Origin of the sequence: Burkholderia sp. HI2761, assembly GCF_002223355.1 — a bacterium.
Classification (GTDB): Bacteria; Pseudomonadota; Gammaproteobacteria; order Burkholderiales; family Burkholderiaceae; genus Burkholderia.
Map to the genome: position 1 here is coordinate 31,417 of NZ_NKFN01000009.1, position 23,394 is coordinate 54,810.

Annotated in this window: 17 protein-coding genes; 6 read left to right on the forward strand and 11 right to left on the reverse strand. The window is 64.4% G+C overall.

The window, feature by feature from the left end:
• Positions 1 to 14 precede the first annotated feature (14 nt).
• Positions 15 to 656 (reverse strand): HD domain-containing protein, encoded by a 642-nt coding sequence (locus tag CFB46_RS32085; protein ID WP_027786261.1) that lies wholly within the window; start codon positions 654 to 656, stop codon positions 15 to 17.
• A 173-nt stretch (positions 657 to 829) separates the two neighbouring features.
• On the opposite strand from CFB46_RS32085, the gene CFB46_RS32090 reads away from it, so the two are divergent.
• The 3 genes from CFB46_RS32090 (at position 830) to CFB46_RS32100 (ending at position 3,384) form a co-directional block, all read left to right on the forward strand.
• Positions 830 to 1,795 (forward strand): GlxA family transcriptional regulator, encoded by a 966-nt coding sequence (locus CFB46_RS32090; RefSeq protein WP_027786262.1) that lies wholly within the window; start codon positions 830 to 832, stop codon positions 1,793 to 1,795.
• Between the two features lie 289 nt (positions 1,796 to 2,084).
• Positions 2,085 to 2,396, forward strand: coding sequence for a DUF4148 domain-containing protein (locus CFB46_RS32095; RefSeq protein ID WP_027786263.1), 312 nt, complete (start codon positions 2,085 to 2,087; stop codon positions 2,394 to 2,396).
• A gap of 274 nt (positions 2,397 to 2,670) precedes the next feature.
• On the forward strand, positions 2,671 to 3,384 hold the full coding sequence (locus CFB46_RS32100) for a dienelactone hydrolase family protein (protein ID WP_027786264.1): 714 nt from the start codon (positions 2,671 to 2,673) through the stop codon (positions 3,382 to 3,384).
• 132 nt (positions 3,385 to 3,516) lie between these two features.
• Here the strand turns inward: CFB46_RS32100 and CFB46_RS32105 are convergent, their stop codons facing one another.
• From CFB46_RS32105 to CFB46_RS32120, 4 genes are all read right to left on the reverse strand, one after another.
• Positions 3,517 to 5,049, reverse strand: a complete 1,533-nt coding sequence (locus CFB46_RS32105) for an efflux transporter outer membrane subunit (protein WP_027786265.1) — start codon at positions 5,047 to 5,049, stop codon at positions 3,517 to 3,519.
• A gap of 2 nt (positions 5,050 to 5,051) precedes the next feature.
• Positions 5,052 to 8,243, reverse strand: coding sequence for an efflux RND transporter permease subunit (locus tag CFB46_RS32110; protein WP_027786266.1), 3,192 nt, complete (start codon positions 8,241 to 8,243; stop codon positions 5,052 to 5,054).
• A 15-nt stretch (positions 8,244 to 8,258) separates the two neighbouring features.
• Positions 8,259 to 9,497, reverse strand: a complete 1,239-nt coding sequence (locus tag CFB46_RS32115) for an efflux RND transporter periplasmic adaptor subunit (RefSeq protein ID WP_027786267.1) — start codon at positions 9,495 to 9,497, stop codon at positions 8,259 to 8,261.
• A gap of 203 nt (positions 9,498 to 9,700) precedes the next feature.
• Positions 9,701 to 10,594: a LysR family transcriptional regulator gene (locus CFB46_RS32120; RefSeq protein ID WP_027786268.1), complete on the reverse strand. Its 894-nt coding sequence runs from the start codon at positions 10,592 to 10,594 to the stop codon at positions 9,701 to 9,703.
• 596 nt (positions 10,595 to 11,190) lie between these two features.
• On the opposite strand from CFB46_RS32120, the gene CFB46_RS32130 reads away from it, so the two are divergent.
• Positions 11,191 to 12,171: an AraC family transcriptional regulator gene (locus CFB46_RS32130; RefSeq protein WP_027786269.1), complete on the forward strand. Its 981-nt coding sequence runs from the start codon at positions 11,191 to 11,193 to the stop codon at positions 12,169 to 12,171.
• Positions 12,172 to 12,231: 60 nt separating this feature from the next.
• On the opposite strand, the gene CFB46_RS32135 is transcribed toward CFB46_RS32130, so the two are convergent.
• From CFB46_RS32135 to CFB46_RS32150, 3 genes are all read right to left on the reverse strand, one after another.
• A complete protein-coding gene (locus tag CFB46_RS32135) occupies positions 12,232 to 13,203 on the reverse strand; it encodes a sulfonate ABC transporter substrate-binding protein (protein WP_027786270.1) in 972 nt (323 codons plus the stop codon).
• A gap of 275 nt (positions 13,204 to 13,478) precedes the next feature.
• Positions 13,479 to 14,429: a LysR family transcriptional regulator gene (locus tag CFB46_RS32145; protein WP_027786271.1), complete on the reverse strand. Its 951-nt coding sequence runs from the start codon at positions 14,427 to 14,429 to the stop codon at positions 13,479 to 13,481.
• A 298-nt stretch (positions 14,430 to 14,727) separates the two neighbouring features.
• On the reverse strand, positions 14,728 to 16,026 hold the full coding sequence (locus CFB46_RS32150; RefSeq protein ID WP_027786272.1) for an adenylosuccinate synthase: 1,299 nt from the start codon (positions 16,024 to 16,026) through the stop codon (positions 14,728 to 14,730).
• Between the two features lie 141 nt (positions 16,027 to 16,167).
• Between CFB46_RS32150 and gcvA the strand changes: the two genes are divergently transcribed.
• Positions 16,168 to 17,073 (forward strand): transcriptional regulator GcvA, encoded by a 906-nt coding sequence (gene gcvA, locus CFB46_RS32155; RefSeq protein WP_027786273.1) that lies wholly within the window; start codon positions 16,168 to 16,170, stop codon positions 17,071 to 17,073.
• A gap of 162 nt (positions 17,074 to 17,235) precedes the next feature.
• On the opposite strand, the gene CFB46_RS32160 is transcribed toward gcvA, so the two are convergent.
• Positions 17,236 to 17,556 carry a hypothetical protein gene (locus CFB46_RS32160; protein ID WP_089502453.1) on the reverse strand — a complete coding sequence of 107 codons (321 nt, stop codon included), beginning with the start codon at positions 17,554 to 17,556 and terminating at the stop codon, positions 17,236 to 17,238.
• Positions 17,557 to 20,008: 2,452 nt separating this feature from the next.
• Here CFB46_RS32160 and CFB46_RS32175 point away from each other — a divergent pair.
• Positions 20,009 to 21,325 carry a replication initiation protein gene (locus CFB46_RS32175; RefSeq protein WP_027786275.1) on the forward strand — a complete coding sequence of 439 codons (1,317 nt, stop codon included), beginning with the start codon at positions 20,009 to 20,011 and terminating at the stop codon, positions 21,323 to 21,325.
• A gap of 93 nt (positions 21,326 to 21,418) precedes the next feature.
• On the opposite strand, the gene CFB46_RS32180 is transcribed toward CFB46_RS32175, so the two are convergent.
• Both CFB46_RS32180 and CFB46_RS32185 read right to left on the reverse strand, forming a co-directional pair.
• Positions 21,419 to 22,450 carry a ParB/RepB/Spo0J family partition protein gene (locus CFB46_RS32180; RefSeq protein ID WP_027786276.1) on the reverse strand — a complete coding sequence of 344 codons (1,032 nt, stop codon included), beginning with the start codon at positions 22,448 to 22,450 and terminating at the stop codon, positions 21,419 to 21,421.
• Positions 22,443 to 23,138 (reverse strand): ParA family protein, encoded by a 696-nt coding sequence (locus CFB46_RS32185; RefSeq protein WP_027786277.1) that lies wholly within the window; start codon positions 23,136 to 23,138, stop codon positions 22,443 to 22,445. Before CFB46_RS32185 ends, CFB46_RS32180 begins: the two co-directional genes overlap by 8 nt.
• Positions 23,139 to 23,394: the final 256 nt, after the last annotated feature.

A 23,394-nucleotide genomic window follows, 5' to 3' on the forward strand; every position in this document is an offset into this window, starting at 1 on the left:
CGCCGGCCCGTCGCTCAGCCGGCCCACGCGGACGATCGGATCACGCTGCAGAAGTTGCCCGCATGGAAATGCGGATCCTTGTCCGCGAGCACGTCGGCCTTCACGTTGCCGAACGTCGTGTCGGGCTTGTGCTTGATGCCGTCGTAGAACGCCTGAATGATGTCCTCCTTGAAATGCGGCGTGCGCGGATGCGCGCGTACGACCGCTTCCCGCTCGACATCGCTGTATTCCGGGTAAGTGAGGCCCAGTACGTCCATCTCGACGCCCGCCGTGACCAGCGCGACGACCGGATGCATGTGCTGCGGGATGCCGGGCGTGGTGTGCAGGGCGATCGAGGTCCATACGACATCGATGTCCTGTTGCGAAATCCCCTTGCCCTTCAGAAAATCGCGCGCGGCGTTCGCGCCGTCCACTTCGAAGCGCTCGCATGTGCTGCTGTGCCGGCGCGTCAGTCCCATGTCATGGAACATGCAGCCGCAATACAGCAGCTCGGGGTCGTACTCGAGCCCGCGCCGCCGGCCCGCCAGCGCAGCGAAATAGAACACGCGGCTCGAGTGGTGGAACAGCAGCTCGGACTCGGTATCGCGCACGAGTTCGGTGATCTCGCGCGTCAAACGCGTATCGGGAAGGGTGATGCCGGCAACGTTCACAGTCATGATGGACCTCCATGGAAGACACCCTCGATTTTCCGGAGTCCAACACGTGTCTCCAATGGACGTATTACGACGAATCCTGCCATTTCGCGCGACGAACGGACATGGTGTCTGCACGGTGAAGAAAGCGCTCCTATACTGCTGCGCATCACGTTCGTTACAACACGCAACCGATCATGTCGAAGGTCGTGGGTATTTTCGCCGTTCCGGGTGTTCAACTGCTCGACGTCTCCGCGCCGCTCGACGTGTTCGCGCAAGCGAACGCCGAGTGCGGCAAGCCGTTCTACACGTTGCGGATCATCGCGAGCGGGCCCGGGCCGATCCGCAGTTCGTCCGGCGCACGGATGCTGCCCGACTGGATCGTGCCCGACATCCCGGAGCGCCTCGACACGCTGCTGGTCGCCGGCGCGCCGCACGCCGGCCAGATCGCGCTGCGCACCGACGTCCTCGCGTGGCTGCGCTCGGCGGCCGTGCAAAGCAGGCGCTACGGCTCGATCTGCACCGGCGCGTTCATCCTCGCGGCCACCGGCCTGCTGAAAGGGCGCCACCTGACCACGCACTGGGCCGCCGCCGATGCGCTCGCCGAAGCGTATCCGTCCGTCACCGTCGACGCCGACGCACTGTACGTACGCGACGGCAAGCTGCGCACCGGCGCTGGCGTCACGGCCGGGCTCGATCTCGCGCTCGCGCTGGTCGAGGAGGATCTCGGCCGCGAGATCGCGCGACGCGTCGCCGCGCAACTGGTGATGTTCTTCAAGCGCCCGGGCGGCCAACTCCAGTTCAGCCGCAAGGGCGAAGCGCGCCCCGCCGGGCGTTCGGTACTGCAGGAAGTCCAGCGCTGGATCGCCGCACATCCGGAACTCGAGCATTCGGTGGCCGAGATGGCGAAGCATGCGGGCATGAGCCCGCGCCATTTCGCGCGACTGTTTCGCGCGGAAGTCGGCATGACGCCGGCCGCATGGGTCGAGGCGACCCGCATCTCGGCCGCCCGCCAGCTCCTCGAGAACGGCCACGACACGCCGAAGCAGGTCGCCGCGAAATGCGGCTTCGCGAACGTCGATACGCTCAGGCGAGCGTTCACTCGGCATGTCGGCATCACGCCGGCCGAATACCGGAAACGGCAGGCGACCCTGGCTGCGTGATGTGAAACAAGCGACGCCGGTGGCCTCGCCACCATCATTCGGAATACGATTCAACTCTCCATCCCGCCTCTGTTGCGCCGATTGCCCCCGTCGCTTCCCCGAAGACCAAGCCGCTGCTCCGGCATGCCTGCAATCGTCAGACGAAATTGCGCTGCGCGCGAATCGTTTACCCAGTTGCAATAATGATTCGCTGCCACGCGTATTTCCGACCGGTAACGCGCTCGTTACGATGCAATCAACCGCTGAACGCCACGAGCAAAGCGCGAAATCAACAGAACCGGAGGTCACCATGAAGTTGTTCATCACCGCTGTCGTCGCCGCAACCGCCCTGTCCGCATCGTACGGCGCATTCGCCCAATCGAACCCGTCGGGCCAGCTGACGCGCGCCCAGGTGCGTGCGGAACTCGTCCAGCTCGAACAGGCCGGCTACAAGCCCGAAGTCTCCGATCAGTATTACCCGCGTGCGCTGCAGACCGCGCAGGCCCGCGTGACGAACGCCGATGAAACCGGCTACGGCGCGCAAGCAGCCGCGGGCGCGCGTGCCGGCCGCGCGATCGCGGTCAAGCAGGAAGGCCGCGACTCGGTCTATTTCGGCCAGTAAGCCGGATACGCGCCAGCATATTTCCTGCGCATTCCGACGCACGCCGTACACGCGACACCCCGCTCCCGTTCATCGGGGCGGGGTGTTCGTTTTCCGGCCGTCCGCTCCCTTTGCCGGTCGCGTGCCGCGCGGCGCCGTTCACGCAAGCGTCCGGTGTTTGCGCATAGAATGGCCGCGTGGTCGGCGTCGGCCAGAACAAATGCGAGCGGTATCGCGACGCCCGCTGGTCGGCCCGATGTCGCACTCGGCGCATTTTTCGAAAAGGAGCGGTTTCATGTCTCAAACACCCGGTTCCATGATCACGTTTCGCCGCCCGGACGGCCAGGAACTGCAGGGCTATCTCGCCACGCCGGAGCGGACCGAAGGCGCGCCCGCGGTCGTCGTCATCCAGGAATGGTGGGGGCTGAACGACCAGATCCGCGGCGTCGCGGATCGCCTCGCGCGCTGCGGCTACTTCGCGCTCGTGCCCGACCTGTATCGCGGCAAGTCGACGGTCGAGGAGGAAGAAGCGCATCACCTGATGACCGGCCTCGATTTCGGCGACGCCGCGTCGCAGGACATTCCGGGCGCGGTCGCGTACCTGAAGACGCTGGCGCCGCGTGTCGCGGTGACGGGCTTCTGCATGGGCGGCGCCCTCACGCTGCTGTCGCTGCAGCACGCCGAAGCGGACGCCGGCGTCACGTGGTACGGCGTTCCGCCGCTCGACTACATCGATCCGGCCAAGCTCAAGGTGCCGCTGATGGGCCATTGGGGCACGCAGGATGCGTTCTTTGCGATCGACCAGGTCGACGCACTGGAAAAGAAGCTGACCGATGCGAAGGTCGGTTTCGAATTCCATCGCTATCTCGCGCACCATGCGTTCGCGAACGAAACGGCCGTCGGCCCCGGCCGCATCGCCGGCACGCAGTTCGATCCGGTGTGGTCGCAAATGGCGTGGGACCGCACGCTCACGTTCTTCGGCCGGACGCTTTGGACGAAGCAGGCGTAACGTAACGCCGCTCTCAGCGCGGCTGACGGTACGAAAGAAAACGCCACGGAGTTGCGTCCGTGGCGTTTTCGTTTTCACATACAGCCGGTTCGAAACGCAAACGCGGCAAACCGCGCCCGCCTTTCTCCATGCTTACCCGTTCGTCGCAGTTGACGACGCGGGCGCCGGAGCAGCCGCCTTGTCATAGTCGACCGGTGCATCCGGCGCGCGCGGCGCTTCGCCTGCGCGCTGGATCCAGCCGCCTCCCAGGGCGCGGTACAGGTCGACCAGGTTCGTCCAGCGTGCCAGACGCGCGCTGATCAGCGACTGCTGCGCCGAGTACAGATCCGTCTGCGCGGTCAGCACCGACAGGTAGCTGTCGACACCGTTCTTGTAACGCAGGTCCGACAGGTCGAAGCGACGCTGCTGCGCGTGCTCGTTGCGCTCCAGCGCCGCAATCTGCTGGTCGTACGTGCCGCGTGCGGCGAGGCCGTCCGACACTTCGCGGAACGCCGACTGGATCGCCTTCTCGTAGTTCGCGATCTCGATGCGCTTCTGCACGTGCGCGAGATCGAGGTTCGCGATGTTCTGCCCACCTTCGAAGATCGGCAGCGCGATATTCGGCGCGAACGACCACGCCGCCGTGCCGGCCTTGAACAGGCCGCCCAGCGTCGGGCTCGCGGTGCCGAATGCCGCGGTCAACGAGATCTTCGGGAAGAACGCCGCGCGGGCCGCGCCGATGTTCGCGTTCGCGGCCAGCAGCGTCTGCTCGGCCTGCATCACGTCAGGACGACGCGCGAGCAGATCCGACGGCAGGCCAGGCGGCACGTCCGTCAGCAGGTTCTGCGCGTCGAGCGGCATGCCCGGCGGCAGATCGTCCGGCAGCGGCTCGCCGATCAGCAGCACCAGCGCATTCAGCGCCTGTGCGCGAGCACGGGCCTGTGCCTGCTGGTTCGCCAGCGCCGTCTCGACCACCGTCTGCGCCTGACGCAGCTCGAGCTCGGAGCCCGTGCCGTTGTCGAACTGCAGCTTGGTCAGGTCGTACGACGCCTGTGCGGATTTCAGCGTGTCTTCCGTGACCTTCAGCAGATCGTCGGTCGACAGCAGCGTCAGGTATTGATCCGCCACCTGCGACACCAGCGAGATCTCCGACGCCTGCCGCGCGTACGACGTCGACAGGTACTGCGCGAGCGCCTGATCCTTCAGGCTCTGCACGCGGCCGAACAGGTCGAGTTCCCATGACGCGGACAGCCCGACGTTGTAGGTCGTCGTGATGTTCCGTCCCGGCACTACCGTCAGAGAATTAGGCAAACGCTGACGATTGCCGGTACCCACCGCGTCGAGCGTCGGGAACAGCCCCGCGCGCGTGATCTGGTACTGCGCGCGCGCCGCCTCGATGTTCAGCACCGACACGCGCAGGTCGCGGTTGTTCTTCAGCGCGATCTCGATCAGCCGCTGCAGGCGCGGATCGACGAAGAATTCGCGCCAGCCGATGGCGGTCGCCGCCTGGCCATTCGCGCTGCGCGCGCCGGCCGCGCCCGGCTGCGTCGCGTAGACGCCGCCGGCCGGGTACGCCTGCGCGACGGGTGCGTCGGGCCGCTCGTAATGCGGCGCCATCGTGCAGCCCGTGGCAAACAGCGCGGCAGACAGTGCGACCGCGGTTGCGTTCAAAGCGTGTTTTTGCATCGTTACTGCCCCTTCGAATCGTGTGCGTCGTCGCGACCGCGCTGCAGATCGCCCTGCACGAGACGCCATGCATCGTCGACGTTTTCCGTCTCGCCGCTGAAGATCGCGCGCACCCGCACGAAGAACATCGGGATCATGAAAATGGCGAGGAACGTCGCCGTGATCATCCCGCCGATCACGCCCGTGCCGATCGCGTGCTGGCTCGCCGAGCCCGCGCCGTTGCTGATCGCGAGCGGCAGCACGCCCAGCATGAACGCGAGCGACGTCATCAGGATCGGGCGCAGCCGCAGGCGCGCCGCCTCGATCGCCGCACGCACCGGCCCCATGTTCCCGCCCGCCTGAAGCTCGCGCGCGAACTCGACGATCAGGATCGCGTTCTTCGCGGACAAGCCCACCGTCGTCAACAGGCCGACCTGGAAGAACACGTCGTTCTCGAGGCCGCGCAGCATCGTCGCGAGCAGCGCGCCGACCACGCCGAGCGGCACGACCATGATCACCGAGAACGGGATCGACCAGCTTTCATACAGCGCCGCGAGACACAGGAACACGACGAGGATCGAGATCGCGTACAGGACCGGCGCCTGCGAACCGGACTGGATTTCCTGGAACGACAGCCCCGTCCACGAATAGCCGATGCCTTCCGGCAGCTTGCTCGCGAGCGCTTCCATCGCGGCCATCGCCTGGCCGGTCGACTTGCCTTCCGCGGCCTGCCCCTGGATCTCGATCGACGATACGCCGTTGTAACGCTCGAGCTTCGGCGAACCATAGATCCAGTGGCCGGTCGCGAACGCGCTGAACGGCACCATCCCACCCGAGCTGTTGCGCACGTACCAGATGTTCATGTCTTCCGGCGTCATCCGGAACGGCGCGTCCGACTGTACGTACACCTTCTTGATCCGGCCGTCGGTATCGAGGAAGTTGTTCACGTACTGCGATGCCCACGCGATCGAGAACGTCTGGTCGATCGCCGCGGCCGTCACGCCGAGCGCGTTCGCCTTCTCGCGGTCGATGTCGACCTTGTACTGCGGCGTATCGTTCAGGCCGTTCGGGCGCACCAGTGCGAGCGCCGGATCCTTCGAAGCCATCCCGAGCAACTGGCCGCGTGCGGCCATCAGCGCGTCGTGGCCGAGACCGGCGTTGTCCGTCAGCTCGAAGTCGAAGCCGGCGGCCGTGCCGAGTTCGGGAATCGACGGCGGGTTGAACGGAATCACCATCGCGTCCTTGTACTGCGAGTAGTGCGCGAAGGTCCGGCCGATCAGCGCCTGCACCTTCTGGTCCGAACGCTGGCGATGCTCGTACGGCTTCAGCTTCACGAACACGAGACCCGCGTTCTGGCCGCGGCCCGCGAAGCTGAAGCCGTTGACCGTGAACACCGAGTCGACCACATCCTTCTCGGCGGTCGTCAGGTACGTGTTGATGTTGTCGAGCGTCTTGCCGGTCGTTTCCTGCGTGGAGCCGGACGGCGTCTGCACGATCATGAACATGTAGCCCTGGTCCTCGTCGGGCAGGAACGACTTCGGCAGGCGCGCGAACATCACACCGACCGCGATGAACACGACGAGGTAGATCACGAGCCAGCGGCCCGAGCGCCGGATCACATGATTCACGCCGCCCGTGTAACGATCGCGGCTGCGATCGAAGGTCCGGTTGAACCAGCCGAAGAAGCCCTTCTTCTCTTCGTGATGCCCCTTCTCGACCGGCTTCAGGATCGTCGCGCACAGGGCCGGCGTCAGAATCAACGCGACCAGCACCGACAGCACCATCGCCGACACGATCGTCAGCGAGAACTGACGATAGATCGCGCCGACCGAGCCGCCGGAGAACGCCACCGGCACGAACACCGCCGACAGCACGAGCGCCACGCCGACGAGTGCCCCGGTGATCTGGCTCATCGCCTTGCGGGTCGCTTCCTTCGGCGACAGCCCCTCCTCCGCCATCACGCGTTCGACGTTCTCGACCACCACGATCGCATCGTCGACCAGCAGGCCGATCGCGAGCACGAGGCCGAACATCGACAGCGTGTTGATCGAGAACCCGACGAGGCCCATGATCGCGAACGTGCCGAGCAGCACGACCGGCACCGCGATCGTCGGAATGATCGTCGCCCGCAGGTTCTGCAGGAACAGATACATCACGAGGAACACGAGCACGATGCCCTCGATCAGCGTCTTGACCACTTCCTCGATCGACAGGCGCACGAACGGCGTCGTGTCGTACGGGTAGTGCACGACGAGACCATGCGGGAAATACTTCGACAACTCGTCGATCTTGGCCCGCAGCGCGTTCGCGGTCGCGAGCGCGTTCGCGCCGGTCGCAAGCTGGATGCCCAAGCCGGCCGTCGGCTGCCCCATGTACTTCGTGTCGAACGTGTAGTTCTCCGAACCGAGCGCCGCGCGGCCGACGTCCTTCAGGCGAACCTGCGAGCCGTCCTGGTTGACCTTCAGCAGGATGTTGCCGAACTGCTCGGGCGTGCGCAACAGCGTCGATTCGGTGATCGTCGCCTGCAGCACGGTGCCCGGCTTCGCCGGCGTACCGCCGATCTGGCCGCCCGCGATCTGCACGTTCTGCTGCGTGATCGCGGCCGTCACGTCGGTCGGCGTGAGGCTGTAGTTGGTCAGCTTGACGGGGTCGAGCCAGATCCGCATCGAGAACTGCGAACCGAGCAGCAGCGTCTGGCCGACGCCGTTGACACGGCTCAGCGGATCGAGCACGTGCGACGCCACGTAGTTCGTCAGGTCCTCCTTCGACATCCGGCCGTCCTCGGAGTTGAACGCGAACCACATCAGCCAGTTGCTGCTCGACTTCGTGACCTGCATGCCGAGCTGCTGCACGACCTGCGGCAGGTTCGGCGTCGCGAGCGACAGCTTGTTCTGCACCTGCACCTGCGCGACGTCCGGATTCGTGCCCGGCGAAAAGGTCAGCGTGATCGTCGCGTTGCCCGAATCGTCGCTCGTCGACGACATGTACAGGAAATTGTCGAGCCCGCTCATCTGCTGCTCGATCACCTGCGTCACCGTGTCTTCCACCGTCTTCGCGGAAGCGCCCGGATAGTTCGCCTGGATCTGGATCGTCGGCGGTGCGATCGTCGGATACTGCGCGATCGGCATCTTGAAGATCGATGCGACGCCGGCCAGCATCAGCACGATCGCGATCACCCACGCGAAGATCGGGCGATCGATAAAGAACTTGGCCATGAAACGGACTCCCGGTTATTGCGCGCTCGACTCGGCGGCCGAACTCGCTGCGGCATGGGCCGCGGTACTCGTCGGCGCGGCGCTTGCCGCTGCGGCGGATGCGGCGTCCGCCGCGGGGGCGAGCTGCGCGGCCACGGTCTTCACGGTCGCGCCCGGGCGCACCTTGTCGACGCCCTGCACGATCACGTGATCGCCCGCCTGCAGACCGCCTTCGACGATCCAGTTCTGGCCGTATGTGCCGGTCGTCGTCAACGGACGCATCTCGACCTTGTTGGCCGCGGTCACGACCAGTGCGACCGCCTGCCCCTTCTGGTCGTGCGTGACGCCGATCTGCGGCACCAGGAACGCGTTCTCGTTCACGCCTTCCTCGATCCGTGCGCGCACGAACATCCCCGGCAGCAGCACGCGGCCCGGGTTCGGGAAGACCGCGCGGATCGTCACCGAGCCGGTGGTCTGGTCGACCGTCACGTCCGAGAACTGCAGCTTGCCCGACTCCGAATAGGTCTTGCCGTCTTCCAGGATCAGCGACACCTTCGCCGCGCCCGGGCCGCTCGTCTTCAGACGGCCGCTCTGCACGTCCTGACGCAGCTTCAGCCCTTCGAGGCTCGACTGCGTCAGGTCGACGTACACCGGGTCGAGCTGCTGCACCGTCGACATCAGCGTCGCCTGGCTCGCCTGCACGTATGCGCCTGGCGTCACCTGCGAGATGCCGACGCGGCCGCTGATCGGCGACACGACATCCGTGTAGCCGAGGTTGATCTGCGCGGTGTCGACCGCCGCCTTGCCGGCCGCGACGTCTGCGGCAGCCTGACCCTGCGTGGCAACCGCGTTGTCGTAGTCCTGCTTGCTGACCGCGTTCGCGGCGACCAGCACCTTGTAGCGCGCGACCAGCGCGTTCTGCGTGACGAGGTTCGCCTGCGCCTTCGCGAGCGTCGCCTTCGCGCTGTTCAGCGCGGCGATGTACGGCGCCGGATCGATCTTGTAGAGGCGCTGGCCGGCCTTGACGTCGGTGCCTTCGGTGAATTCACGGCGCAGCACGATGCCGTCGACCCGTGCGCGCACTTGCGCCACGAGGAAAGCACTGGTGCGGCCCGGCAGTTCGGTTACCGCCGGCACGGCTTGCGGCTGCACGGTGACGACGCCGACTTCCGGCGTTTGCGGCGACGGTGCCGATTCTTTCTTGCCGCACGCGGCCAGGAAAACGGCAGCCGTTGCGGCAGTGATTAAGCGGTATGGAACCCGTTCGACGCGCATGGAGCGACCTCTCACAATTAGACGACCTTCAATGGGAATCACCAGATCTCCTCATGGCCCTGACGCGCGGCGGACTTGCAGCTTCCTGTCCACCGCGGATGCGGACGTGTGTTACGGGTGTGCGTTGCACCCTGCGAAGCGTTCGTGCACCGAACTGCTTCCGAAAAAGAACGGCGAGCCCGTGGGCTCGCGTTGCCGTGGGTTCAGCCAGACCGCTGGTTCGTGGGCCGGAACGCGGCGCCGACGAATTCGACGAACGCGCGCGCGGCGGCCGGCAGACGCGCGGCACGCGCATGCGCGAGCTTCAGCGTGACGGGCGCGAGCGGGTGGACAGGTGCAACGCGCACCAGCGTGCCGGCCGCCAGATCGGCGTCGACGAGATACGCGGGCAGCACCGCCGCGCCCATGCCGGCCACGGCCAGCCGCCGCGCCATCTCGAGATGGCCGACGCCCGTATTGCCGGGCGTCGCGCCGGATCGAATCCGGGCCGCGTGGTCGTCGTCGGCCGCCGGCAGCTCCAGCCGCACGGTCGCAATGTCCGGCCAGTCGCCCGACGCAGCCGCGCCGCCGTGCGCGGCGACGTAACCCGGCGCCGCGACCCGCACGGACTCGTATGCGGCCAGCGTATGCAGCGCGTGGGCGCCGGACACCGGCATGCCATCCGTCAGGAACGCGACGTCGATGTCCTCGGCGGTCAGGTCGACGTGGGCATCGGTCAGCGTTACGGTCGGCCGCACGTCCGGAAACCGGTGCACGAAGCGATCGAGCAGCGCGCTCAACTGGCTGAGCCCGAACGCGACCGGCGCGGCCACGCGCAATACGCCTTCCGGCTTGCAGCCCATCGCGACGAAACGACCGTCGATCTCGTCGATCGCACCGAGAATCCGCTCGACGCGCGCGAGATACAGCTCGCCGATTTCCGTCAGCGACTGGTGACTCGTGCTGCGTTGAAGCAGCCGCGCACCGAGTCGCATCTCGAGCGCATCGACCAGCCGGCTCGCCATCGCAGTCGACACGCGCAACCGCGTCGCCGCCCGGCGAAACCCGCCCTCTCGTGCCACCGTCACGAATGCCCGAATCGATTGAAGTTGGTCCATTTGTCCGGATTTCCCTGCGCGGACGACTGCCCGTATGCCTGCACCCGACGCCGCGCCGCGGCCGGCCCGCATCGGCACGGCCAATGCGGCGGCACCGACGCGGGCTCAGCCGGGCCGGTCGGCACGCGTGCGACACGCACGAGCCGGCTTGCAACGGACGCAAACCGGCCTCGGCAAGCCCGATGCACGATCGTTCAATAGCAGTCCTGAGTCTTTTCCGGCGATTCGCGGCGGCGACGCACGCGGCATGGCCAGCGGCGTCCGCGCATCACGCGGACGGTGTTGCCCGCATCATCCGGGCGCGCTGAATCGCATTTCCTTCAGCAGGTGCAATGGTAGGGAAACCGCCGGAAAATGGCTTGCCCGATCCTGCGATTGTTTTGCCTTAATTTCCGAATTTGTGCGCTGCACACCGTGCAACGATGGACGACGCGCTCGCCGACCGTGCAGGTCCGGATGATCGGGCTAATTTCGGACAGGTTTAGGCAATCCCGCACACGCAACTCGCCGTACGATGTGACCGCCGTGCGTGCACCTCGACAGCGAATCGCCGCCGCGCGCATTGCATCGCCCACTCCGCCAGCCGCTTACGCAACATGGAAATCGACGCTCGAACGCCGCCACAACCGCGCAACCCGCCGGATCACGATGCCCGGTCGCGAACCCGGCCATCCGCGGCCCGGCTCGCGGCGCTGATCGCCGCGTACGCGCCGCACGACGGCATGTTCGACCTCCCGCTGCGCGGCATGCGCATCGCGCGCGCTTCCGCGCCGCCGCCACAGTGGAACCACGGCGTGCATCACGCGTGCCTGAGTATCGTCGGGCAGGGCGCGAAGTCGATGCGGGTCGGCGACGCTACCTACACGATCGACGCATCGCGGATGCTGGTCGCCACCGCCGACCTGCCCGTGACCGGACGCGTGACGCGCGCGAGCCCGGCCGAGCCCTTCCTCTACGCGCAACTCGAACTCGATCCGCGCCGCATTGCGGCGCTCACGCCGGTTGTCTTTCCGCACGGACTGCCGAAAGCCGCCGACTACGGCGCGCTCGACACACTCGACGCGACGCCCGAAATCGTCGACGCCGTCGCGCGGCTGATGCAACTGATCGCACAACCCGACGACCTCGACCTGCTCGCCCCGCTGATCGTCGACGAAATCCTCATCCGGCTGATGCGCGGCCCGTCGGGCGCGCGCGTCGCGCAGATCGGCGACGCCGGTTCGACGACCCAGCGCATCTCGCGCGCCGTCGCATGGATTCGCGACCACTACCTCGATCCGATGGCGGTCGACTCGCTTGCGCGACAGGCGGAGATGAGCCCGTCGACTTTCCACCATCACTTCCGTGCGGTCACGTCGATGAGTCCGTTGCAATGCCAGAAGGTGCTGCGGCTGCAGGAGGCGCGCCGCCTGATGTGCCTGTCGGCGATGGATGCGCGACAGGCGGGCCGAAGCGTCGGCTATGTGAGCGCGTCGCAGTTCAGCCGCGAATACGCGCGGCTGTTCGGCGACGCGCCGGGCCGCGACGTCGCGAGACTGCGCGGCGAAGCGGTACCGCTGTCGCGCGTCGCACCATGAACGGATATCGCGGCGGGTTCGCTGCTCATCGCGAACCCCATCGTGGGGCCGGCGACACCTTCACGCGAGCGAGGGCGGTGCAGCCAGGCTGACGTCGACGCGTTTCGGCAGGATGCCGGCCTGATGGAACACGTCCGCGATGCGCTGCTGGTACGCGAGCGTGTCGCGGGTGACGGGCTCGACACCGAAGCGTGCGCGGCGAAACGCGAGCGCCACGGCCGGCTCCGGAATCCCCCACAGCTTCGAGAATTCGGCCGCGCCCTGCGCGCGATTCGTATCGAGCCAGCGCTGGACCGTCGCCAGTTCCGACACGACCGCGTCGAGCACGTCGGCATTGCGCTGCGCATACGTGCGCGACGCAAAGTAGTAGCTGCGGTTCTCGACGAGCCCCGTGCCGTCCGCGACGATGCGCGCGCCGAATGCCTGCTGGACCACCGCGAGAAACGGATCCCAGATGATCCACGCGTCGACCGAGCGGTTCTCGAATGCGGCCCGCGCATCGGACGGCGACAGCCAGACCGGCGTGACGTCGGTATAGCCGAGCTTCGCGGCCTGCAGCAGCCTGACAAGCAGAAAGTGCGTATTCGATCCCTTCACCAGCGCGATGCGCTTGCCGCGCAGGTCGGCAAAGGTCTTGACCGGTGAATCGTTCGGGACGATCACGGCTTCGGCTGCCGGACCGGCCGGCGTCTGCGCGTAGTAGACGAGCGGCGCGCCGGCCGCGAGCGCGAAGATCGGCGGCGCTTCGCCGACATCGCCGAAATCGATCGATCCCGCGTTCAGCGCCTCGAGTTGCGGCGGGCCCGACGGGAATTCGGTCCACGTGACGTTCACGCCGAGTGTCGCGAGCTTGCCCTGCAGCGTGCCGCGCGCCTTCAGCAGGCTGAGCGGCCCTTTCTGATAACCGATGCGCAACGTACGCGTGCTGGCCGCGCCGGCCAGCGCAAGGCCCGGGTGGGCGGCGGTGCCTGCCGCGATCGCCAGGCCGGCATGAAGCAGCCGGCGGCGGGTTCTGAAGTATTGATCTGCCATGTCGTTTCGGGTTCGATGAAGTGGGCGCGAACGGAGGGCGCGCATGCGATGAAGCAGGTCGAACCGATTCTAAAAGGCGGCCGCCGCACGCCGAACCAATGATGTTCGATATCAAAAGCAAGCGTTTTCATAAGGACACGCCGGTGGCACGGGCATCGTCGTCCGGCCCGGTCGATGCACATGCATTCGTCAGTTTCCTTTAATAAAGGATTCCGAATTACTTATATTGAGCCGGAAGACAGTGCACGGTACTTACGATACCGACCTTGCGTGAATCAGGAGCGAGGGGACGCGCAGCAAGCGTTCAACGCGGCCTCGTCGGCGGCCAGCAGCTCGGGCACGCATTCCCGCAGGAAATCGACGAACGTGCGGATCTTCGCATCGAGATACTGACGCGACGCATACAACGTATAGACCGTCAGCTTCTGCAACCGGTAATCGGGCAGCACGCGCACCAGTGCGCCGCTCGCGAGCGCGGGCAGCGCAGCCGATATCGGCAGCGAGCCGATCCCGAGCCCCGCGCGTAACGCGGCGCCGAGCGCATCGGCGATATTCACCTGGAAATCGGGCACCGGCAGTTCGAACGTTTCGCGGCCGTTCGGACCGTCGAGATGCCAGCGGTCGCGCGGAAAGAGCGGCGTGACGATCTGCAGGCACGCATGCCCGGCGAGATCGCTCACCGTGCGCGGCGTGCCGCGCGTCTTCAGGTAGGCAGGCGACGCGCACAACACGCTGCCCACGTCGCCGAGCCGCTGCGATACCAACCCGGAATCGGGCAGCTCCGTCGTGCTCAACTGCAGCGACACGTCGTAGCCTTCGTCGATGATGTCGGGCACATGCTGCGACAGCGTTAGCTCGACCGCGACCGACGGATAACGCTCACGGTAGCGCACGACGGCGGGCACCACGTAAGACTGGCCGAAGCTCGTCGTCGCGTGAACGTGCAGCCGTCCGGACGGCTTCGCCTGTGCATCGGCCGCCTCGGCTTCCGCTTCGTCGATATAGCCGAGGATACGCTGGCAGCGGTCGAGATAGCGCTGCCCGGCGTCGGTCAGCGCGATGCGGCGCGTGCTGCGGTTGAGCAGGCGCGTGCGCAGATGCGTTTCGAGTTGCGCGACCGAACGCGACGCGTAGGCCGTCGTGATGTCCAAGCGCTGGGCCGCGCTCGTGAAGCTGCCCTCCTCCGCGACCCGGACGAAAATGCGCATCATCTGTAACGTGTCCATCGACCTGTCCCCGGGATTGTCACGTCGCGCCACCGTGCCGCCAGGATGCCGGCGGCGCCGGCACACGCCGGTCTGGCGCGAATTGTGCGGAACAGTACAGCAGCGTTGCAGGCGTGTCCAGTTCGCCGTATGCGGCACGCTCCGGATGCCGGATCGTGCTGCCGAGCCGCTCGCCGCGCGGCATCCGGGCCGGACGTACATGCGTATCGAAGGTGCCGACAGGCCAACGCCGCGGTCGGCAAAAACTACCCGCCGACCATGATTCCTTCGTCGATCGACGCCCTTCGCGTCTCGCGCGTTACGCGGCGCCCGCCGCATCGAACGGATTGCGCAACACGATCGTATCGTCGCGCTCCGCGCCGGTCGTGATCATCGAGACGGGCACGCCCGCCACGGCTTCGATGCGCGCGATGAAATCCTGCGCGGCCCGGGGCAGCGCCGCACGCTCGCGCACGCCCTTCACGGAGCCTTGCCAGCCTTCGAAGCGTTCGTAGAGCGGCTTCGCGCGCGACTGCGCATCGAGGCTCGCGGGCAGATGGTCGACACGCACGCCGTCTAATTCGTAACCGACGCACAGCGCGATCGACTCGAAGCCGTCGAGCACGTCGAGCTTGGTGAGCGCCAGCGAATCGATGCCCGAGACCCTGACCGCCTGACGCAGTTGCGCGGCATCGAGCCATCCGCAGCGGCGCGGGCGGCCGGTGTTGACGCCGAACTCCTGTCCGCGCGCACGCAGCGTTTCGCCGGTGGCGTCGGTCAGCTCCGTGAGGAACGGGCCGCCGCCGACCCGCGTCGCATACGCCTTCGTGACACCCAGTACGTGGCCGAGCTTCGCTGCACCGAGCCCGGTGCCGGCCGCCGCGGCCGATGCCACGGTGCCCGACGACGTCACGAACGGATACGTGCCCCAGTCGATGTCCAGCATCACGGCCTGCGAACCCTCGAACAGAATGCGCTCGCCGCGATCGGTCGCGTCGTTGAGGTCGGCCCAGACGGGACGCACGAACGGCAGGATCTTCGGTGCAAGCGCCAGCAGCGTCGCCAGCATCGCGTCGCGATCGTACTCGTCGAGCCCCAGTCCGCGGAACCACGCGTCGTGATGGTCGACGAGCACGTCGAGTTTGGCCGCGAGCCCGCCCGGTTCCGCGAGATCGCCGACGCGCAGCCCGCGACGCCCGACCTTGTCCTCGTAGGCCGGCCCGATCCCGCGCAGCGTGGTGCCGATGGGTTCGCGGCGCAAACGCTCCTGCGCCTGGTCGATCGCGCGGTGAATCGGCAGCACCAGCGTCGCGTTCTCCGCGATCGACAGGTTGTCCGGCGTAACCGACAACCCGAGCTCGGCCATCCGCCCGATTTCCGCGAGCAGCGCTTCCGGGTCGAGCGCCACGCCGTTGCCGATCACGCCGCGCTTGCCGCGCACGACGCCGCTCGGCAGCAGCGCGAGCTTGTACGTGCGGCCGCCGACGATCAGCGTGTGACCCGCGTTGTGGCCGCCGTTGTAGCGTGCGACGAGATCGGCCTGTGCCGCCAGCCAGTCCACGACGCGCCCCTTGCCTTCGTCACCCCATTGGGCGCCCACTACCACCACGTTCGGCATGCTCCGTACTCCATGTGAGAAATTCAGACACTGGTTCGGCCCAAGTCGGCCGTTTGTGTGCCATATTGGCGGAGTCGGATCACCCGATCAAACGATTAAACCTGAACCATCGTGTGAGTAAATTTCACGCGAAACGATGCAATGGCCCGACGACTCCCTCCGTTGAATTCGCTGCGCGCGTTCGAAGCCGCCGCGCGGCTCGGCAGCTTCACGCTGGCCGCCGACGAGCTGTGCGTCACGCACGGCGCGATCAGCCGGCATGTACAGCAACTGGAAGCATGGCTCGGACGGCCGCTGTTCGAACGCCACAACCGCCGCGTCGAACTGACCGCGGCCGGGCGCGCGTACCTCGCCGAGGTCGGCGCTTCGTTCGACCGAATCGCACTCGCCACCGCGCAGCACTTCGGCCACGCACAGCAGCGCGTGCTGCGCGTCAGCGCGCCCGCGACGTTCTCGCTGCGCTGGCTCGTCCCGAAGCTGTCGTCGTTCCAGGTGGCGCATCCGGCCATCGAGGTGCGGCTGTCGACGTCGAACGAGCCGATCGAAAAGCTGCGCGACAAGGTCGACCTGATCGTTCGCGGCGGCCCGCAGGCCATCGATGGATACGTCGCGGAAGAATTCCTGTCCGAAGTCCGGCTGCCGGTATGTGCGCCGAAGCTGCTGGAGGGCCGGTCGCTGGATACGCCCGCCGATCTCGCCGGCTTCACGCTGCTGCACGCGGCAACCTATCCGGGCATGTGGCCGGAATGGCTCGCCGCGGCCGGGCACCCGAATCTCGTCCCGCGGCACTCGCTCACGCTCGAGCATTTCTACCTGACGCTGCAAGGCGCGCTCGACGGTCTCGGTGTCGCAATGGGACCGATCGCGCTCGTGGCCGACGACATCGCGGAAGGCCGGCTCGTTCAGCCGTTCAGCGAACCGGCGCTACCGCCGTGGCGCTACTTCACGTATGTGGCGTCGGCGCGGGCGGATGACGACACCGTACGCGCGTTCAAGGACTGGCTGAAGGCAACGGGAAGCGCAACTGCGGCGGGTGGGCGGCGCTGACCGCCGCCTGCATGCGTGTCGTGCATCTTCGCGACACGCAGGATTCCGAATCAAATTGGATAAGCGTGCGGAACCTGCTTGCCTTCGTACATCGCGCGATCGCAACGCACGCGGCAAGCCGCGGACGAACCGCGGCTTGCCGCCGGACGGACGCTTGCCGACTTACTGGCTTGCTGCGCCGTCCTTCTTCTCCGCGTTTTGCAGGTTCTGCGGATAGTTCGGATCATTGGCCGCCGGCTTGTAACCGGCGTCTTCGAGTTTCTTCAGCTCGGCGGTGTTCTTCGCACGCGCAGCCTTGTGCTCGGCCTTGCGTTTGGCCCGGGCCGCCTTGCGCGCTTGGCTCTTCGCGGCCTTGGCGTCCTGTGCTGCCGGTGCAGCCGATGTGCTGGCGGCGTCGGTCTGCGCAAATGCCGGAACGGCCGAGCCGAACAGGAAAGCGGCTGCAGTAGCAGCCAGCGTGAGTTTTCTGATCTGGATTCGCATCGCTGAACTCTCTTTTTGGATGACCATCACGGTTTGAAAAACCATCGAGATACCGCCCCTGCCCTGATCAGTCGTCATGTCGCGATCAGGACCTGAGCATCATAACCGTGTCGCAAAAAATGTGGCGCCAACGTGCTGACGGAATTGGGGATACACGTATGGGAGACAACGTGGTCCGTGCGTTCGATGACGGGAATCGTTGGACACGTTGCGACGCGCGGCACCGACGGCTGTTTCACTGGTGGTGATATCGACACGCTCATGCGCGACATGAGTATCGACGTGCTTGCACGATCACCGCAGCAGCAGTCGATCCGTGCGTCACGTCGTCGTTCGACGCGACTCGAACGACGGTTCCTCCCATAAACGGCCACGATTCGCTTCGACGGCGATCAAGTCGATTACGTTGCGTCGTTGCGTCGTGCTGTGACGCTCGTGCGGCAACCGTTGCCACCTCGTGATGCAGAAGGCTAGCTGTGGAGGCTGGGCTTGTTGTCGACTGGCAAGGTCTGACGAAAAAGGCGAAGGCTGCGCGAGCAGTGAAAACGTCGCGCGATTGATTACACGAATGGGCCGAAACCCATCATGGACGAGCAGCACTCGTCTAGAGGGTGCGCAGATGCCCGCGAAGGCCTGTCCATCCATGCGACCGAGCTTGCCGACGCATCGGGCGCCACACATGGATGCCGATCGTTTCTTGTTTGCTTCGATCGATGATGTGTTGTGTCGACAGGCTGGCCGGCAATCTACACAGCTTGCTGATACCTGTGTGCTACGCCTGATCGGTGAGCTTTTACGGGATTCCGGATTTTTGGGAAGGTGAGCATGTACGGGAGCATCGTGGAATTCGATTACGGTGAGCTTCGGCAACAACAACATCTTCACGTTGGCTTGCAGCGATCTCGATGCAGCCCGTCGAGATCGTCCCGGGGCCCCCTCCATGCGGTGGCATTTCGGCGCACCCGGTTCGTTTTCGGGCGAGGTCTGAGTCTCTCGTTGCCGGCGACGGGCCAGCATGACTTCCCGGGCGAGGCTCCAAAGGTAGAAAAACGGACGGGTCGTGGGGATGAAAAACAGCCAGGCGCGGATCCCGTCCGGCACAGTCCACAGGCTAAATTTGGCGAGCCGCGTCACAGGCGATCGACAAAAACTTGTCCCCAGACGACGCAGCGCGAGTACAAAAAACCACTTGAAACGGGTCCAGGATGATTTCGAACCGCTGTGGGGGGAAATCGACGGGATTCGTTCCGCTGGTCAATCACGGGTGCCGAGAGGGCACTGGGCAGAGTTTTGGGTCCCATAAACGGGAACCTCTACGTTGAATCCAGGGATTTCTTCCCATAAGTTTCTACGTTTCGGTGTTTGTGAGTGGGCACTTACCTCTTCGGGTTGCCTTGTCAGGCCTGATGTTGTCCAGGCAGAGGGTCCCAAACACAGGGCAAGTCAGCCTGAGTCGAGCGTTCTGGGCGCATGGCATCCCACAGATGGCTCCCATTGGTAGCGGTTTATGGGGTTCGTCTTTCTGTGCAAGCACACGTGTGTTTACATCTTTGGTAAACCACGTTTACTTCTTTAACTACTTTTAGACGGCTCGCAGCCTTGTGTGCCAAGGGTTTGAGCGGTGTTCGGTACCCATTTATGGGAGCACAGGTGGAAGGGTCTGGGGTTTCAGGTCTGTGGATTTGGGGGTTGGGGTACCGCGCTGTGGGGAATCGGGGTTGTGGATATGGGGCGAAACGTATCCTGTTATGGGAAATCGACCGCAATTCGCGTTGGGTAGCCGTCTATGGGAACACATGAAGGTAGCCTTTTATGGGGTGCTTTTCTCGATCGGTAGTCGAATGTGTGCACAGCGATTTTTCTCGGGTAGCCGGTTATGGGGAGTCTCTCAGGTATCCATTTATGGGAGGCTATTTCTGTCAATTCTCTGCTCATCGCTTCGGCGTCCCATGAAGCTTTCCCATAGACAGGGCCAAGGCCGTGGACAGGTTACCTTTTATGGGGAAAACGAATGGTTGCCATTTATGGGAGCGATTTCCACCTTGAGGACGGAAAGCAAGAGTGTCTCCGATACTGACAGGGACCCATCTATGGGAATCGACGAAGGTAGCAAGTTATGGGAGAAAACCTCGGTCGTGTTGCAGGGCACCACGAATCCTGCCGGCGATCTCGATTCCGCTCATTTGCCCCCATGGACGGGTACCTTCTTTGTGGCAAATCTTGTGCCGGGTTTCCCTGTGCACCCCTGAAAGGTAGCGACTTCTGGGAGGCTTTTTTGATCAAAAGGTAGATGGATATGGGGCTCTGCGCAAATCGCGTAACCGGCATTTTCCATTTTGTATCAGTGAGTTAAATAAGATAGTGAAAGTGATGCTGGAGCAAGGACGTTGCTCCGCGGCACGAAAAGGTATAAAGTCCGCTTTCAATAAGGCAACCTTACCCGGACACGACGATGCCGCGCAAGCCCGCAAGTAAAGGCTCAGACAAACAGGTTTCGCTGTTTCAGACCCCCGAGCCTCCCGACTTGTTGCGCAAGGCGGTCCAGGCGATTCATATCGCACCGAAGTCGGGAAAGATCGGTCTGCAACAGCGCAAGATGTTCAGCTCGCTGATCAAGAACGCGCTTCGGCAGGAGGCGTTCGAACCGGGCCGGACGAGCTTCTCGATCTCGATCGCGTCGCTGTCGCACGAGAGCGGATTGAACAGCAACAACACGAAGTACGTGAAGGACACGGTCAACTCGTTGATCAGTACCGTCGTCAACTGGGACTACCTGGCCGCGGACCGTTCGACGGTCTGGAAAGCGTCGGGCCTGCTCGCCGGCGCGGAGCTCGAGCAATCGGTGCTGAAGTACAGCTTCTCCGACCAGATTCGCAGCGAACTGCTCAATCCCGAAATCTACGCGCTGATCGATATGCGGATCGCGCGCGAGTTCCGGCGGTCGCACTCGCTCGCGCTGTGGGAAAACACGGTGCGCTACGAAGGGATCGGCATCACCGCGAAGATTCCGTTGCCGAAATTCCGTGACCTCATTCTCGGCCAGGACAAGGCATCGCAGTCGTACAAGGAATACAAGCTGTTCAAGAGCAAGGTCCTGGTGCCGTGCATCCAGGAGGTGAACGAAGTATCGGACCACACGCTCGAGCTGATCGAACACAAATCCGGCCGCAGCGTGGAAGCCGTGCAGTTCAAGGTGACGCGCAAGCAAAGCACCGATACGGTCGAAGAAGGCGACGTCAAGAACGAAGCGCTGGTCGACGAGGTCGCGAAGTTCGGCATTCCGCGTTCGGAAGCGCGCCGGCTGATCACGCAATACGGCGTGCAGCGCATCAAGGCGGCGATCGCCTATACGCTCAATCGGACTACGAAGAAGAATGCGGCGCCGGTCGACAACGTCGCCGCGTACTTCCGCAAGGCGCTGACGCACGGTTACACGCTGGCCGACGGGCAGGGAACCGAAGCAGCCGCGCCGGCGAAGGAGTCCGCGCAGAGCAAGCAGGAACAGATTCGCGACAAGTATCTGGCGGCGAAGGTCGAGGAAGCCGGCGCGTATTTCCGCGAGTTGGAGATCGACGACCAGACCAAGCTGATCGAGCGTTACAACGAGACGGTGGCGGGTTCGAAGGACCTGACGCTGTCGCCGAAGAAAAAGGCGAGCAAGCTGGCGCAGACCAGCTTCTTCCGATGGCTGGCACTCGACACCTGGGGCGAGCCGACCTCGGACGACCTGCTGGAATTCCTGCTCAAAAGCAGCCTCGCGGGCAACTGAACGAGGCCTCGCTGCCGTGCGCGCCTTCGCCGGACCATGGTGCGGTCCGGCGTTGCGGCGCAGTGCGGAGGCGAGACCTTTTGCCGGTGGACGTTACTTTGACGTGGCCGCCGCCAGATCGGCGACGTACGCGTCGATGACGGTCTTGAGCTTGTCGGCAAGCGCTTCCTGGTGGGATGCGTCGACGCCCTTGAGCTGCAGATCCAGACGCCCGTCCGGATAGGTTTTCAACTGGCCGATCGCGCGCGATTCGAGTGCGAAGTCATGACGGACGCTGTAGCGTGTGCGTCCGGGTTTCTTGGCGCCGTCGCTCTGCGTACGCAGGAAATTTTCGAGATCGCGGACGGATTTTTTCCGGTCGATCACGGCCGTCAGCAGCCGGTCGGCCGTCGGCTCGCCCAGGCGTTCGAAGATCAGCTTCAGGAAATACGCAGCCTGCAGACCGACCACGTCGTTTGCACTGGCCATCCGCTCCAGCAACGTATTCGGCAACGCGTTCAGCGACAGCGTCTTGCTGATCGATGCCTTGTCCTTGCCGATTTTCTCCGCCAGCGTGTTCTGGTCGGCAAAGACCTTCTCGTCCAGGAGACGTTTCCATGCCACCGCATCATCGAAGATCGTCTGGCGTTCGTGGTCGTGGTTCGCCCGATACGCGATCGTATAGAGCTGTTCGGGCGTGTGATCCGTGCGGAACGTCGCATTGATCGTTTCGTCGCCGTTGATGCTCGTCGCTCGCAGGCGGCGTTGCCCGTCGATCACGACGAGCTTGCCGGGAAACTCGGGGAGCCGCGTGACCTTGATCGGTTCGATCTGCCCTTCCCGTTTCAACGTCAGCGCGAGTTCGTGCAGGCTCGACTCCGAGTAGAACACGCGCGGGTTGAACGGGTTCGGGATGCAGTCCTTGACCAGCACCTTCTGCGGCGCGTCCAGATCGGACGTACCGGCGGGCGCGGTTGCGGCCGCTACACTGGCGGGCGTCGCTTCAACGACGGCAGCCGGTGCGGCCGCCGGCTCGGGCAGCCGCGTTTCGAGTGCCGCATTTTCCTGCGCGAGTCCGCGCAACAGGCCGGCTGCCAGATGCAGGTTGCCGGTCGGCTTCTTGTCTTTCGAGGTGTCCTTAGCCATGGGCGGCTCCGGTAGCGCGCGTCGACGCGATGTATTGGGCCATTTCCGTGACCAGCTTTTCGATTTCCGCCCGGGCTTCCTTCAGGCCCTTCATGTATCGATTGTGGTGATGGATCGTGGTACCGAGCGCGAACGTCTGACGATAGACCTCGCGTTGCGCGATCTGGCTGTCGAGCAGATGCTCCCCTATTTCTTCAGCCCTTAGAATTTTTAAAATTTCTTCACGCATTTTAGTTTTTCCATTAACACTATTCAACATCAATGCGGAAGAAAGTTGAGGGTTTCGAACGGCACGCATCGACTCGATCATGCGGATCATGGCGACGGTGCTGTACAGATCGGCCGGTGACGGCGAAAGCGGCACCAGGCAGAAGTCGGCCACTTCGAGGACGGATGCAATACGCGGATCTTCGAGGTTGCCGGGGCAGTCGACGACGATCACGTCGAAATTTGCGTCCTGCTTCTTGATCTCGCCGCCGATGCCGCGGCCGGCGGGCGCCAGCGACAGGACCGTCATCGGGAGTGTGTTCTCGCCGCTCGTGACCCAACGGACGGAAGTGCCTTGAGGGTCGGCATCGATCAGTGCGACCTTGTTGCCGCCGGCTTCGAACGCAGCCGCGATGTTGACGGAGATGGTTGTCTTTCCAGTCCCACCTTTTTGATTACTGACGGCGATCTTGAAAGCCATTGAATTCCTCCACGGAGTTTTTCGTAATATATGCAGTTATTCATGGAATGTCCAGAAAAGCGCTCGATCCCGTGGACGTTTTATTGAGCATTGTGGTTGTTACGTGACAAATAGGCCGAATGGCCAAAACACTATTCGCGAGTGACTCGATAAAAAATCGTCGACTACGGTTTATAAATAACAATCGACATAAAGAAAGCGACTGTCTTTGACATCGATAACGGACCATGGCGCTGAGACTTCATGCCTCGTCGTA